Source organism: Streptomyces sp. NBC_00252, from assembly GCF_036187565.1.
Taxonomy (GTDB): domain Bacteria; phylum Actinomycetota; class Actinomycetes; order Streptomycetales; family Streptomycetaceae; genus Streptomyces.
This window is the reverse complement of sequence record NZ_CP108087.1, coordinates 7517457-7531515: the sequence shown is the minus strand read 5'-3', so window position 1 is coordinate 7531515 and position 14059 is coordinate 7517457. Positions and strand designations below refer to the sequence as shown.

Genomic DNA, 14059 nt, shown 5'->3' with positions numbered 1-14059 from the left:
CCTCCGGCCTTCCAGCATGCCCGACGCCGGACCCGACGATATAGCACGTGCATTCGATTTACGGCACTGCTTCACCACCTTCACCCAAAGGTGTGGCGGGACTAGGGTCAGCAGCATGATTGATCACGCTCATGACCTGGCCTCTGTACGTGACGCGACCGACCGGGTGCTCAGCGCTGCCGCCGGACTGGACAACGTTTCTGTGGCCGAGCCGTCACGGCTTCCCGGCTGGAGCCGCGGCCACGTCCTCGCCCACCTCTCCCGGAACGCCGATGCTCTGGTGAACGTCCTGGAGGGGCGTCCCATGTACGCGGCGGCGAGCATCCGTGACGCCGACATCGACCGCGACGCCCCGCGGCCCCTCGACCTCCAGGTCGCCGACCTACGGGAGAGCGCGGCCCGTTTCCAGGCCGCGGGTGCGGCCCCGGCGGACTGGTCGCGCAGCGTGGAACTGCGCAACGGGGTCGTCGACTCGGCGTCCCGGATTCCGTTCCGCCGGTGGGCCGAGGTCGAGCTGCACCACGTGGACCTGGGGATCGGCTACGAGCTGGAGGACATCCCGGAGGAGTTCACCCGGCGGGAGATCGACTTCCTGACCGAGCGCTTCGACGGGCACCCCGACGTCCCCTCGGCCCACCTCACCGACGGCACGCACGCGTGGACGACGGGCCGCCCGTCCGACAAGCCCGATGTCACCGTCACCGGCCCCCTGGTCGACCTCCTCGGCTGGCTCTGCGGCCGCCGCGACGGCTCCGGCCTGACGGTCGACGGCGGCTCCTTGCCGGCCCTGCCCCCGCTATAGGGTGACGGCCATGACGTACAGCGGCGAGGTCACGGTCGGTGGACCGGCGGACGTGCACGAGCTCCCGGACCTGATGATCACGAAGATCGCGGTCGGGCCCATGAACAACAACGCCTACCTGCTGCGCTGCCGGGCCACCGACGAGCAGCTGCTGATCGACGCGGCCAACGACGCGGAGACCCTGCTCGGCACGATCGGCGAGGACGGCGTCGCGTCCGTCGTCACCACCCACCAGCACGGCGACCACTGGCAGGCGCTCGCCGAGGTCGTGACGGCCACGCGCGCGCGTACCTACGCGGGCCGCGCGGACGCCGAGGGCATCCCGGTGCCGACCGACGTCCTGGTCGACGACGGCGACACCATCCGGGTGGGCCAGGTCGAGCTGACCGCGCGTCACCTCGTGGGCCACACACCGGGTTCGATCGCCCTCGTCTACGACGACCCGCACGGCCACCCTCATGTGTTCACCGGGGACTGCCTGTTCCCGGGCGGCGTGGGCAACACCCGCAAGGACCCCGAGGCGTTCGCGAGCCTGATCCACGACGTCGAGACGAAGATCTTCGACGCGCTCCCGGACGAGACCTGGGTCTACCCAGGCCACGGCAACGACACGACCCTGGGCGCCGAGCGCCCGCACCTGCCGGAGTGGCACGCGCGCGGGTGGTGAGAATGCGGCACGCGCGCGCGTGGAGGGCTGGGTGAACGTCCGCCGCGCGTGCGGGTGTTGACCGTCCGGTGACGGGTGTGCGCCCCGCGTTGAACCCGCAGGCCGTGCTCCCGGAGTGAACCGTCCCACGCGCGCCCCGCACACCCTCCGCGCACGCGCCCCGTGTGAATCCTTCGCACGCGCCGGTGTCCCGCGTGCGCTCCCCTCGTACCTGGTTGCGCGGTCAACTGGAGAAAGCCCCGCTCAGGATGACGGCTCCTGCGCGGATGGGCCGCCGGTCCATCGATCCCCGCCCTGACCGGCGGCCCCGGCTCGCGCCCCGGCCGACGGCGTCGGATCCGCGCCGCACAGGTGCCGTTCACAAGAGTGCAACACGTGTTCCCACTATGCGGACAATCGGGGCTGTGACCTGGACAATCAGGACGTCCGACTGTCACTCTCCCGCCATGCACCTTGCCCCTCGCGTACTGCGCCGCGCGATATCCGCCGCGACCATAGCCCTGCTCGCCACCGCCGTCGGCTGTGCTCCGCAGCCGGAGGAGAAGGCCTCCGACCAGGCCTCGGGTTCGACCGGGACCACCTGCGCCAAGGGCAAGTTGGCCACCCAGACCTCCGGCAAGCTGACGATCGCGACGGACGAGCCGGCGTACGAGCCGTGGTTCGAGGACGACAAGCCCGCCAACGGCAAGGGCTTCGAGTCGGCGGTCGCCTACGCCGTGGCGAAGCAGCTCGGCTACGACAAGAGCGCCGTCGTCTGGCAGAGCGTCCCCTTCAACAAGGCCTTCGCGCCCGGCGTGAAGACCTTCGACTTCGACATCAACCAGGTGTCGATCAGCACCGAGCGCAAGAAAGCCGTCGACTTCTCGTCCGGCTACTACGACGTGCGCCAGGCCGTCATCGCGCTCAAGGGCAGCAAGGCCGCCAAGGCGACGGGCATCGCGGGCCTGAAGGGCCTCAAGCTGGGCGCCCAGGTCGGCACCACGAGCCTGAACTACATCAGCGACGTGGTGAAGCCGACGCAGCAGGAGGCCGCGTTCTCCAAGAACGACCAGGCCGTCTCCGCGCTCAAGAACGGCCAGGTGGACGCGATCGTCGTCGACCTGCCGACCGCCTTCTACATCACCTCGGCCGAGGTGACCAACGCCAAGATCGTCGGCCAGTTCGAGAACCAGGGCGGCACGCCCGAGCAGTTCGGGCTGGTCCTCGACAAGGGCAGCGACCTCACGTCGTGCGTGTCGTCGGCCGTGGACGCGCTCCGCAAGGACGGCACGCTGGCCGCGCTGGAGAAGCAGTGGCTCTCCGACGCCGTCGACGCCCCGGTCCTCAAGTGACCGTGGTGAAGGACGACTCCGGCCAGGAGGCCGTGGACGACAAGGGCGACATGCCCGGCGGGGGCGACCCGTACGTCCCCTCGCAGCGGCGTCTGGACCGCGAGCGGCACAAACGCGCGCGTGCCCGTCGCGCGACCGCGATCGCCGCGGTGTCGACCCTGGTCACGGCCGTCGTCCTCTATGTGGTCGTGGTCAGCGCGCCGGGCTGGGAGCGCACCAAGGAGACCTTCTTCGACGGGCACTACGCGCGCGAGGCGTTCCCCAAGGTCCTCGAAGGGCTCTGGCTGAACATCCGGCTGCTGCTGATCTGCGGCGCGCTGGTGCTCGTCCTGGGCATGCTGATCGCCATCGCGCGCACCCTGCGCGGCCCGGTGTTCTTCCCCCTGCGGGTGCTGGCCGCCGCGTACACGGACTTCTTCCGCGGGCTGCCGCTGATCATCAACCTGATGATCGTGGTCTTCGGAGTGCCCGCTCTGCGCCTCCAGGGCGTGACCGTCGACCCCGTGTGGCTGGGCGGTGCGGCGCTGACGCTGACGTACTCGGCATACGTGGCCGAGGTGTTCCGCGCCGGCATCGAGTCCGTGCACCCCTCGCAGCGCGCCGCGGCCCGCTCGCTGGGCCTGAGCAACCGGCAGGCGCTGCGGCACGTGGTGCTCCCCCAGGCCGTACGCCGGCAGGTGCCGCCCTTGTTGAACGATCTCGTGTCCCTCCAGAAGGACACCGGGCTCGTGTCGATCGGCGGCGCGATCGACGCCGTGCGGGCATCGGACATCATCGCGCAGCGCGCCCTGAACTACACGCCGTACATCGTCGCGGGGCTCGTCTTCGTGGCGCTGACCATCCCGATGACCCGCTTCACGGACTGGGTGACCGCGCGGATGGACAAGCAGCGCGCCCAGGGAGGCACGACATGAGCACCGACGAGACGTCGCCCGTGCTGCGCATGGAGTCCGTGCGCAAGACCTTCGGTACGTCGGTCGTCCTGCGGGACGTCGACCTGGAGGTCCCGCAGCACACGGTGACCGCGCTGATCGGCGCCTCCGGTTCCGGCAAGTCGACGCTGCTGCGGTGCGCGAACCTCTTGGAGGACATCGACGACGGCGCGATCTGGCTGGACGGCGAGGAGATCACCGACCCGCGCGTCGACCAGGACGCGATACGGCGCCGTATCGGCGTGGTGTTCCAGGCGTACAACCTGTTCCCGCACATGACCGTTCTGGAGAACATCACCCTCGCCCCGCGCCGGGTGCACGGCGTGTCCCGCGCGGAGGCCGAGGCACACGCGCGTGAGCTGCTGGAGCGGCTCGGGCTCGGGGACAAGGCGGGCGCCTACCCGGACCGGCTGAGCGGCGGCCAGCAGCAGCGGGTGGCGATCGTGCGTGCCCTGGCCGTCCGTCCCCGGCTGCTGCTCTTCGACGAGATCACCGCCGCGCTCGACCCCGAGCTGGTCGGTGAAGTGCTCGCCGTGGTGCGGGACTTGAAGGACGAGGGCATGACCATGGTGCTGGCCACGCACGAGATGGGCTTCGCCCGGGACGTCGCCGACCAGGTGTGCTTCCTGGACGGAGGCGTCGTCCTGGAGCGCGGCACGGCGCAGCAGATCTTCGGCGACCCGCAGCAGGAGCGCACGCAGCGCTTCCTGCGACGGATCGTGGAGGCGGGCCGCCTGTGACGGGCCCCTGGGTCCGGCCGCCGTCTGTAACAGGTGGTCTGTAAGAGGCGTGCGCCAGGAGGCCGGTGCTTACGCGTCGGCCTTCCCCGCGCCCACCAGCGCGGCGACCCGCTCCACACCGAACGCGTACCCCTGCACACCGCACCCCGCGATGACCCCGTCGGCCCGCAGCGAGACGTACGAGTGGTGCCGGAAGGCCTCGCGCTGGTGGATGTTGGAGATGTGGACCTCCACCACAGGCAGCCCGTCACAGGTGTTGAGGGCATCCAGGATCGCGACCGAGGTGTGCGAGTAGGCGGCCGGGTTGATCACGATGCCGCAGTGGTTGAGCCGTGCCTCGTGGATCCAGTCGACCAGTTCGCCCTCGTGGTTGGACTGCCGGAAGTCCACCGTCCCGCCGTACCCGGCCGCCGCCTTGACACACAGGGCCTCGACGTCGGCGAGCGTGTCGGAGCCGTAGATCTCCGGCTGGCGCTGGCCCAGGAGGTTCAGGTTGGGGCCGTTGAGGATCATGATCGGGGCGTTGGCCAGGGTGCGGGGCACGGTTCCTCCGGTCCGTTCGGACATGTCGTTCGAGGCGGGGCCGCCGGTCGACGGCCGCTGCTCGGACCCGGTCTATCACGCCGCCTCCGCACCACCGCGCGCCCCCGTAACCGTTGCTCACTGTGGGTAGTTGACGCGGCATGCACGATGTACGCACAGTAAGACCCCCGTCCATGCTGCGCCTCGCGGCCGCCTCACTGGCCGGCACGGCGATCGAGTTCTACGACTTCTTCGTCTACGGCACGGCGGCGGCCCTGGTCCTCGGTCCCCTGTTCTTCCCGACGTTCTCACCGGTCGCGGGGACGCTGGCCGCCTTCGGGACGTTCGGGGTGGGCTTCGTGGCGCGGCCGCTGGGCTCGATCCTGTTCGGGCACTTCGGGGACCGACGCGGACGGCGGCCGGTCCTCGTCGCGTCCCTCCTGCTGACCGGCGCCTCGACGGTCGCGGTCGGCTGCGTACCGTCGTACGGCTCGATCGGGGTGGCCGCTCCCGTACTGCTCCTGGTGCTGCGTTTTCTGCAGGGCCTCGGACTCGGCGGCGAGTGGGGCGGGGCGGTGCTGCTGACCGCCGAGCACGCGCCGGCCGGGCGGCGCGGACTGTGGTCGAGCTTTCCGCAGATCGGGCCCGCGGTGGGGTTCCTGCTGGCGAACGGCGTGATGCTCGCGCTGTCGGCGACCCTGACCGACGCGCAGTTCGCGCAGTGGGGCTGGCGGGTGCCGTTCTGGGTGGCCGGGGTGCTGGCCCTGGGCGGGCTGTGGCTGCGTTCGTCGCTCGTGGAGAGTCCCCGGTTCCTCGAACTCGACGACCACGCGCGTGTGCCGCTCGCCGAAGTGGTGCACGAACACTGGCGGCTGGTCCTGCTGACCGCCGGCGCGCTGTCGGTGGGGTACGCCGTGTTCTACACGGTGACGACCTGGTCCCTCGCCTACGGCACGGAGCGGCTCGGGGTGAGCCGTACCGTCATGCTGATCTGCATCATGGCCGCCGTGGTGGTGAAGGGTTCGCTGACCCCGCTGGTGGCACTGCTCAGCGACCGCTACGGGCGCCGTCCGCTGTGTCTGCTGGGGTGCACGGCCGCCGCGCTGTGGATGTTCCCGATGGTCGCGCTGCTCGCCACGGGTGCGCCGCTGCTGATGTTCGTCGGGTTCCTGGGGGCGCTGCTGGCGTTCGTGACGATGTTCGCCGTGGTCGGCGCGTACCTGCCGGAGCTGTACGAGCCGCGGGTGCGCTGCACGGGCGCCGCCGTGGGCTACAACCTCGGCGGAGTCCTCGGCGGCGCGCTCACCCCGATCGTGGCGACGGCCCTCGCCGAGCACGGCGGGCGCGTCCCCTGGGGCGTGGGCGCCTACCTGACCGGGATCGCGCTGTTCAGCCTGGGCTGCTTCGCACTCCTGCCGGAGACCCGGCTGGTGGGGGTGGTGGCGGAGCCGGTCGCCGGGTGAGGGTGGGTGCGACGGATGGGGGCCCGAGGACGGGGGCGTAAACGCTTGCGCGAGCGTTTACGTCGGCGGGCGGGACGCCGCGCACACGTACGCGATCGTTCGCGCATCCGTCCGGATCCCGCGCGCTACGGATTGATCGCCAGCTCCAAGTAGGCCGCGAACAGCACCAGATGGACGCCGCCCTGGAGCGGTGTCGCCCGTCCCGGCACCACTGTCAGCGAGCTGACCACGACCGTCAGGGCGAGCAGCACCATGTGCGTGGAGCCGAGGCCGAGGACGAGTGGCCCGGAGAGCCAGATGGAGGCCAGGGCGACGGCGGGGATGGTGAGGCCGATGCTGGCCATCGCCGAGCCGAGCGCGAGGTTGAGGCTGGTCTGCACCCGGTCGCGGCGCGCGGAGCGCAGGGCGGCGATGGTCTCGGGGAGCAGCACGAGCAGCGCGATGATCACGCCGACGACGGCGTGGTGCAGGCCGGCCGCCTCGACGCCGGACTCGATGGTCGGCGAGACACCCTTGGCCAGTCCGACCACGCCGATCAGGGCGAGGCCCAGCAGGCCCAGGCTGATCAGGGCGGTGCGGGCGGACGGGGCGTCCGCGTGGAGGTCCTTGGTGATCGTCTCGCCCTCGTGGGAGACGGGCAGGAAGTAGTCGCGGTGCCGCACGGTCTGGGTGGCCACGAAGAGGCCGTACAGGGCGAGTGAGGAGAGTGCGGCGAAGGTCAGCTGGGCGCCGGAGAACTCCGGCCCGGGCTTGCTGGTGGTGAAGGTCGGCAGGACCAGGCTGAGCGTGGCCAGGGTCGCCACGGTGGCAAGGGCGGCGCCGGTGCCCTCGGGGTTGAAGACCGCCGTGCCGTGGCGCAGCGAGGCGACGATGAGGACCAGGCCGACGATGCCGTTGCACGTGATCATGACGGCGGCGAAGACGGTGTCTCTGGCGAGGGTCGAGCTCTTGTCGCCGCCGTCGGCCATCAGGGTGACGATCAGGGCGACCTCGATGATCGTCACGGCGACGGCGAGGACCAGGGAGCCGAAGGGTTCGCCGACCCGGTGGGCGATCACCTCGGCGTGGTGCACCGCGGCGAGCACGGCACCGGCGAGGACCACGGTCACCAGGGCGACCACCACACCGGGCAGATCCTTCCGCCCCCAGGTGAAGACCAGGAGGACGGTTGCGAGCACCGGTACGACGGTCGTCCACTGGGTGGTGAGCGACCTGAGCCGAGTGATCATGAAGCGATCCTCGCAGAGGCGTTCAGCGCCCGCATTCCGGCGCTGCCGGGCTCGTCCCGCGTCACCTGGACGCGGGTCGCTGGTATCCGACGAAGCACCGGGAGCGGTGATCGGCGATTCATGGTGCGTGCTCCCGGTGCTCGTGTTCCGGCGACTTCTTACGTCGTCGTCCTGCGTCGGACGTGATCAGGATCAGGCGTCGATGCTGTCCTTCGGGGTGCCTTCGGCCTCGGTCCTGGCCGCCTCGGCCGCGGCCGTCTTCTTGTTGGCCATCAGGCTGGTGATCGTGGTGACGATCAGGACCCCGCAGATCACGCCCAGCGAGACCGGGATGCTGATCTCCGGGACATGGACGCCCGATTCGTGCAGGGCGTGCAGCACCAGCTTGACGCCGATGAAGCCGAGGATGACGGACAGGCCGTAGCTGAGGTGGACCAGCTTCTTGAGCAGGCCGCCGATGAGGAAGTACAGCTGGCGCAGACCCATCAGCGCGAAGGCGTTGGCCGTGAACACGATGTACGGGTCCTGGGTCAGGCCGAAGATCGCGGGGATGGAGTCGAGGGCGAACAGGACGTCCGTCGTACCGATGGCGAGCATCACGACCAGCATCGGGGTCATGACCCGCTTGCCGTTCTCCCGGATCCACAGCTTGGTGCCGTGGTAGCGGTCGGCCACGCCGAAGCGGCGCTCGGCCGCCTTGAGGAGCTTGTTCTCCTCGAACTCCTCGTCCTCCTCGTCGGCGCGGGCCTCCTGGATGAGCTTCCAGGCGGTCCAGATGAGGAAGGCGCCGAAGATGTAGAAGACCCAGGCGAAGCTGGCGAGGATGGCCGCGCCGGCCGCGATGAAGATGGCCCGCAGGACCAGGGCTATGAGGACACCGACGAGCAGCACGCGCTGCTGGTACTGCGAGGGCACGGCGAACTTCGCCATGATCAGGACGAAGACGAAGAGGTTGTCGACGCTCAGCGACTTCTCGGTGATGAAGCCCGCGAAGAACTCGCCGCCGGCCTGACCGCCCCCGAAGAGGAGCAGGCCGAGCCCGAAGAGTCCGGCGAGGGCGATCCAGACGATCGTCCAGATCCCGGCTTCCTTGATCGACACGTCGTGCGGCTTGCGCCCGATGAAGAAGTCGACCGCGATGAGGGCCGCCAGCCCCACGATGGTCAGGACCCACAGGGTCACGGAAACATCCACTACTGCTCCTCCGGCGGTATTAACGGCAAATGGTCAGCGTCGTCGCTACCGGAGGTCTCTTCCACCTTGGACGGGCGCCCAGGGCCGACGCCCCGGGATCTGGCCTGATCCGTATTGACGGGTACGCCGCAGCAGATAGGGAGTACTCCCCTCCGTACGAAGGACAGTACCCCAATCACCAAGAGATAGTAAAGCGATTGGCAAAAGAAAGATAAAAACAGCTGGTCAGGGGACTTTACCTATGCTTGGTACGAGCGGTCGCGACCGCTGTCAGCACCTGCCACAGCACCTGGCTGCCGGGCGGCACGACCGACGGCTCGTACGTCCAGGCGTGCCCGACCCAGGGGTCGGCGAGGTGGTCGTCGGGCAGCGGGGTGAGTCGCATCAGCGAACGCCAGAGGGGGTCGAGCAACGGGCCGTAGCCCGCCGCGTCCTCGCGGTCCGCGACCATCATCAGATGGACGCCGACGGCCGGGCCCTCGTCCGCGAGATAGCGGAGCTGGGTGACGGCGCGGTCGTCGAAGCCGTGCGGGAAGTCGTTGACGATCAGCAGCTGCTCGGCCGTGTCCAGACCGGGCGGCAGCGAGTCGGCGGCGCCGGCGCGCACCGCCATCTGCACCAGGTCCACCCGCTCGGTGAGCCGGGTCAGGACGTCCGTCACACCGGCGGCGCCCGCGGCGGGCGGCGCCGCGAGCACGCCCGTCTGCACCAGCGGGGCCAGCGCCTGCGCAGCCGAACCTGCCGGGTCGATGACGTGCACGGCGAACTCGCCCGTCGGGTAGACCGCGAGCAGCCGGGCCGCGTGCGCCACGGCCGTGTCCAGCGCGAGGCGCCGCAGCTCGTGGGAGTCGGCGAAGGAGCCGTCGAGCGACTCCCCGCTCCCGCTGTCGATCCACAGGCCGCGCTCCAGCGGCAGCCGGACCAGCATCGGGATGCGCAGCTCGGGGCTCTCCGGGAGGTGGAGATCGCCCAGGCGCAGGGCCATGGGTATCTCCATCGGGACGCGGTAGCCGTGCCAGACCGGGTTGTCCCAGCCGGCGAACGCGGGTGGGAGCGCGGGTTCGACCACGTCGGCCTCGGCGACCAGCTGGTCGAGGTCCCGGTCGAGGGCGGCTTGCGCCTGGTCGACGAGCTGGGCGTGCTTGGCCTGCGCCGCCTCGCGGGCCGCGTCGCCCTGGCCGCCCATCCGGCTGCGCGGGTCGGACAGGGCCTGGTCGAGCTCCTTCTCCATGCGCGAGTCCGCGAAGTCGACCGCGCTGCGGTACGCGGACATGGTGCGCGCCAGGTCCTCGAACATGCCCCACACCTGGTTGTAGAGCCGCTCCTCCATCGACCACCCCGTCGCGTCCCCGGCAACGGGCCGCGCCGGCTGCCCCGGCGCTCCCGGCGGCACGGCCGGTGCGGGCTGCGGCGGCGCCCCGGCCTGCCGCCGCGGATGGCTGTAGTCGATCGGCCCCCCGGCCGCGGAAGCCCCGGACTGGCCGGCAGCGGCATCCGCACCACCACCGGAATACCCGGCCTGCGGGGTGCCCTGAGCCCCATAAGGAGAACCCGACTGCGGTCCTACGGCGCCGGGGGCACCCTGTGTCGTGGCACCGCTCTCCTCGGGGCCGAGGGCCGGTGTGGCCGTCTGGCGGGTGCGGTCGGTGTCCGGGGTGCGGGGTGGAGGTGCTGCCACGGAGCGTGCGAGGCCCTGGGCCACCGCTTCGTTGATGCCGCCGGCCAGCTGGAGTGCCTGGGGCAGGCCCTGGTCGGTGAGGAGTTCGGCGAGGCCGCCCGCGTAGCCCTGGCCGACGGCGCGCACTTTCCAGGCGCCCTGTCTGCGGTACAGCTCCAGGGCCACGACCGCCGACTCGGCGTCCAGGCCGGTGATCGTGTAGCTGGCGACCTCGGTGCCGTCGAGGCCGGTGACCGCCACAAAAGGCGCGGCGACGGCGCCGAAGCGGGTGGGGCCTTCGCCGCCGAGGGGCAGGGCGAGGAGCACGCTGACACGGTGCACGGCCTCCGGCATGGCGCCGAGGTCCACCGCGAGGCGGTGGTCGGCGGCCGCCTGCTTGGAGACCTCGAGGCCGGGCAGGGTGGGTGTGCCCGGGTGGGCCACCCACTCGACGCCGTGGATCCTGCCGTGCTCGTCGCCGAGCGTGGCGGCGGCCACGACCGGCTTGCCGGCCGCGACCCGGATCTCCAGACGCACATGGGACAGCGGGTGGTTCTGCCCCCGCACCAGCTCGGCTGCCATCGCTCTCGTCCCCCTGCTCAGCCGTGTCGTGTCGTGTGCGCCGGGCCGTCCTACAGGTGCGGCAGGATCGCCGGCATCAGGTCCTGGAAGGTACGGCCGTTGGTCGGTGTGCCGAGGGCCGTCAGCGTCCAGCCCGAGCCGGTGCGGTGGACCTTGGCCATGATCTGGGCCGTGTACTGGCCGCCGCCCGCCAGGGTGTAGCGGGCCAGCTCCTGGCCGTTGGTCTCGTCGACCAGGCGGCAGAACGCGTTCTGCACCTCCTGGAAGGTCTGGCCCGTGAAGGAGTTCACGGTGAAGACGATCTGGTCGATGTGGACCGGCACGCGCGCGAGGTCGACGAGGATCGCCTCGTCGTCGCCGCCCTGGCCGACACCGCCGACGAGGTTGTCACCGGTGTGGCGCACGGAGCCGTCGTCGCTGACCAGGTGGCGGAAGAACACGACGTCGACGGGCTGCTTGTCCGCGAAGAGCACGGCGGACGCGTCGAGGTCGATCTCCCGGGTGCGCGAGCCGAACAGGCCGCGCCGGGGAGCCGCCTGCCAGCCGAGACCCATGCGCACCGCGGTCAGGCCGGACCCGTCGTTCTTCTGCAGACTGATGGCCTGACCCTTGGTCATGTTGACCGTCACGGCTGTTCCCCTCTCGAACTGTCCCCTGTTGCCGCGGAATCCGCGGATGCCCAGAACCCTACGCAGCGCCACTGACAGTGCCGAACCCCGCATCGGACTTTGTGTCGGTCTTGCAACACAGCGCGCATACCCCGAGGTCCGGCGGTCCAGCCGGGCCGGTCAGGCCAGGCCCGCCTCCTTCATCTGACGCAGTTCCTTCTTCATCTCGTGCACCTCGTCGCGCAGGCGGGCAGCGACCTCGAACTGCAGGTCGGCGGCGGCGGCGCGCATGCGGTCGGTCATCTCCTCGATCTGCTCGGCGAGTTCGGCCGCGGGTCGGTCGGTCGGGGCGCCGTCCTTGGCCTTGCCCTTGGCGGACTTGGCGTTCTTCGCGGCCTTGCCGAGGGCGGGCACGGGGGCCTTCGCGCCCTTGCCGTCCTTGGACTTGCGGTAGCCCGAGCCGAGCAGCTCCTCCGTGTCGACGTCCTCGCGGGCGATCTGCGCGACGATGTCATTGATCTTCTTACGGAGCGGCTGGGGGTCGATGCCGCGCTCCGTGTTGTACGCGACCTGCTTCTCGCGGCGGCGGTTGGTCTCCTCGATGGCCTTCTCCATGGCCGGGGTGATCCGGTCGGCGTACATGTGGACCTGTCCGGAGACGTTGCGCGCCGCGCGGCCGATGGTCTGGATCAGGGAGGTGCCGGAGCGCAGGAAGCCCTCCTTGTCGGCGTCCAGGATGGCGACCAGGGACACCTCGGGGAGGTCGAGGCCCTCGCGGAGGAGGTTGATGCCGACGAGGACGTCGAACTCGCCGGAGCGCAGCTCGCGCAGCAGCTCGATGCGGCGCAGGGTGTCGACGTCGCTGTGCAGATAGCGGACCTGGATGCCGAGCTCCAGGAAGTAATCCGTGAGGTCCTCGGCCATCTTCTTGGTGAGGGTGGTGACCAGGACCCGCTCGTCCTTCTCGGTGCGCTTGCGGATCTCGTGCACCAGGTCGTCGATCTGGCCCTCGGTGGGCTTGACGACGACCTCGGGGTCGATGAGGCCGGTGGGGCGGATGATCTGCTCCACGGCGCCGTCCGCGCGCGACAGCTCGTACTTCCCGGGGGTCGCCGACAGGTAGACGGTCTGACCGATGCGCTTCTGGAACTCCTCCCACTTCAGGGGGCGGTTGTCCAGGGCTGAGGGCAGCCGGAAGCCGTGGTCGACGAGGGTCCGCTTGCGGGAGGCGTCGCCCTCGTACATGGCGCCGATCTGCGGGACCGTGTTGTGCGACTCGTCGATGACGAGCAGGAAGTCTTCCGGGAAGTAGTCGATCAGGGTGTTCGGCGCGGAGCCGGGCTGGCGGCCGTCGAAGTGCATCGAGTAGTTCTCGACGCCGGAGCAGGAGCCGATCTGGCGGAGCATCTCCAGGTCGTAGGTGGTCCGCATGCGCAGGCGCTGGGCCTCCAGGAGCTTGCCCTGCTTCTCCATCTCGGCGAGCCGCTCGGCGAGTTCCTTCTCGATGTCGTTGACCGCCCGCTCCATGCGCTCGGGGCCGGCGATGTAGTGGGAGGCAGGGAAGACGTAGAGGTGCTCGTCCTCGCTGATGATCTCGCCGGTGAGCGGGTGGAGGGTGGAGAGGGCCTCGATCTCGTCGCCGAACATCTCGATGCGGACGGCGAGCTCCTCGTAGACCGGGAAGATCTCGATGGTGTCGCCGCGGACGCGGAAGGTGCCGCGGGTGAAGGCCAGGTCGTTGCGCGTGTACTGGATGTCGACGAAGCGGCGCAGCAGCTGGTCGCGGTCGATCTCGTCGCCGACCTTGAGGGGGACCATGCGGTCCACGTACTCCTGCGGAGTACCGAGGCCGTAGATGCAGGAGACCGAGGCGACCACGATGACGTCGCGGCGGGTGAGCAGCGAGTTGGTCGCGGAGTGGCGCAGGCGCTCCACCTCCTCGTTGATCGAGGAGTCCTTCTCGATGTAGGTGTCCGACTGCGGGACGTAGGCCTCGGGCTGGTAGTAGTCGTAGTACGAGACGAAGTACTCGACGGCGTTGTTCGGCAGGAGCTCGCGGAACTCGTTGGCCAGCTGGGCGGCCAGGGTCTTGTTCGGCGCCATCACCAGGGTGGGGCGCTGGAGCTTCTCGATCATCCACGCGGTGGTGGCGGACTTGCCGGTGCCGGTCGCGCCCAGGAGGACGACGTCCTTCTCACCTGCCTCGACGCGTCGGGCCAGCTCGGCGATGGCTGCCGGCTGGTCGCCGCTGGGCTGGTAGGGGCTGACGACCTCGAAGGGCGCCACCGTACGTTCGATGTGAGAAACGGGCCGCATGGAACCAACCGTACGA

12 protein-coding genes are annotated in these 14059 nt (G+C 70.1%); 6 read left to right on the top strand and 6 right to left on the bottom strand.

The genetic code is table 11. The features are described 5' to 3' along the window. Positions 1 to 115: 115 nt before the first annotated feature. The 5 genes from OHT77_RS33415 (at position 116) to OHT77_RS33395 (ending at position 4472) form a co-directional block, all read left to right on the top strand. Positions 116 to 802: a maleylpyruvate isomerase family mycothiol-dependent enzyme gene (locus OHT77_RS33415; protein WP_328832148.1), complete on the top strand. Its 687-nt coding sequence runs from the start codon at positions 116 to 118 to the stop codon at positions 800 to 802. 10 nt (positions 803 to 812) lie between these two features. Further along, positions 813 to 1469: an MBL fold metallo-hydrolase gene (locus OHT77_RS33410; RefSeq protein ID WP_328832147.1), complete on the top strand. Its 657-nt coding sequence runs from the start codon at positions 813 to 815 to the stop codon at positions 1467 to 1469. 446 nt (positions 1470 to 1915) lie between these two features. Then, positions 1916 to 2800 carry an ABC transporter substrate-binding protein gene (locus OHT77_RS33405; RefSeq protein ID WP_328832146.1) on the top strand — a complete coding sequence of 295 codons (885 nt, stop codon included), beginning with the start codon at positions 1916 to 1918 and terminating at the stop codon, positions 2798 to 2800. Beyond that, positions 2797 to 3714, top strand: a complete 918-nt coding sequence (locus tag OHT77_RS33400; protein WP_328832145.1) for an amino acid ABC transporter permease — start codon at positions 2797 to 2799, stop codon at positions 3712 to 3714. Before OHT77_RS33405 ends, OHT77_RS33400 begins: the two co-directional genes overlap by 4 nt. Next, on the top strand, positions 3711 to 4472 hold the full coding sequence (locus OHT77_RS33395) for an amino acid ABC transporter ATP-binding protein (RefSeq protein WP_328832144.1): 762 nt from the start codon (positions 3711 to 3713) through the stop codon (positions 4470 to 4472). Before OHT77_RS33400 ends, OHT77_RS33395 begins: the two co-directional genes overlap by 4 nt. Positions 4473 to 4541: 69 nt before the next feature. Here the strand turns inward: OHT77_RS33395 and aroQ are convergent, their stop codons facing one another. Next, on the bottom strand, positions 4542 to 5015 hold the full coding sequence (aroQ, locus tag OHT77_RS33390; RefSeq protein ID WP_328832143.1) for a type II 3-dehydroquinate dehydratase: 474 nt from the start codon (positions 5013 to 5015) through the stop codon (positions 4542 to 4544). Positions 5016 to 5188: 173 nt separating this feature from the next. On the opposite strand from aroQ, the gene OHT77_RS33385 reads away from it, so the two are divergent. Next, positions 5189 to 6457: an MFS transporter gene (locus OHT77_RS33385; protein ID WP_328832142.1), complete on the top strand. Its 1269-nt coding sequence runs from the start codon at positions 5189 to 5191 to the stop codon at positions 6455 to 6457. A gap of 125 nt (positions 6458 to 6582) precedes the next feature. Here the strand turns inward: OHT77_RS33385 and OHT77_RS33380 are convergent, their stop codons facing one another. The 5 genes from OHT77_RS33380 to uvrB all read right to left on the bottom strand — a co-directional run bounded on the left by OHT77_RS33380 (position 6583) and on the right by uvrB (position 14043). Continuing rightward, positions 6583 to 7686, bottom strand: a complete 1104-nt coding sequence (locus tag OHT77_RS33380) for a calcium:proton antiporter (RefSeq protein ID WP_328832141.1) — start codon at positions 7684 to 7686, stop codon at positions 6583 to 6585. A gap of 192 nt (positions 7687 to 7878) precedes the next feature. Then, positions 7879 to 8880 carry a TerC/Alx family metal homeostasis membrane protein gene (locus tag OHT77_RS33375; RefSeq protein ID WP_266767560.1) on the bottom strand — a complete coding sequence of 334 codons (1002 nt, stop codon included), beginning with the start codon at positions 8878 to 8880 and terminating at the stop codon, positions 7879 to 7881. 235 nt (positions 8881 to 9115) lie between these two features. Beyond that, positions 9116 to 11119: a TerD family protein gene (locus OHT77_RS33370; protein WP_328832140.1), complete on the bottom strand. Its 2004-nt coding sequence runs from the start codon at positions 11117 to 11119 to the stop codon at positions 9116 to 9118. A 50-nt stretch (positions 11120 to 11169) separates the two neighbouring features. Continuing rightward, complete coding sequence (locus OHT77_RS33365; protein WP_033283094.1) at positions 11170 to 11748, bottom strand: TerD family protein; 579 nt, start codon at positions 11746 to 11748, stop codon at positions 11170 to 11172. Between the two features lie 159 nt (positions 11749 to 11907). Next, positions 11908 to 14043: an excinuclease ABC subunit UvrB gene (uvrB, locus tag OHT77_RS33360; protein ID WP_328832139.1), complete on the bottom strand. Its 2136-nt coding sequence runs from the start codon at positions 14041 to 14043 to the stop codon at positions 11908 to 11910. Positions 14044 to 14059: the final 16 nt, after the last annotated feature.

Coding starts and splice junctions, on each gene's coding strand:
- OHT77_RS33415 (WP_328832148.1), top strand. CDS start 116: ATGATTGATCACGCTCATGACCTGGCCTCTGTACGTGACGCGACCGAC.
- OHT77_RS33410 (WP_328832147.1), top strand. CDS start 813: ATGACGTACAGCGGCGAGGTCACGGTCGGTGGACCGGCGGACGTGCAC.
- OHT77_RS33405 (WP_328832146.1), top strand. CDS start 1,916: ATGCACCTTGCCCCTCGCGTACTGCGCCGCGCGATATCCGCCGCGACC.
- OHT77_RS33395 (WP_328832144.1), top strand. CDS start 3,711: ATGAGCACCGACGAGACGTCGCCCGTGCTGCGCATGGAGTCCGTGCGC.
- OHT77_RS33385 (WP_328832142.1), top strand. CDS start 5,189: ATGCTGCGCCTCGCGGCCGCCTCACTGGCCGGCACGGCGATCGAGTTC.
- OHT77_RS33380 (WP_328832141.1), bottom strand. CDS start 7,686: ATGATCACTCGGCTCAGGTCGCTCACCACCCAGTGGACGACCGTCGTA.
- OHT77_RS33370 (WP_328832140.1), bottom strand. CDS start 11,119: ATGGCAGCCGAGCTGGTGCGGGGGCAGAACCACCCGCTGTCCCATGTG.
- uvrB (WP_328832139.1), bottom strand. CDS start 14,043: ATGCGGCCCGTTTCTCACATCGAACGTACGGTGGCGCCCTTCGAGGTC.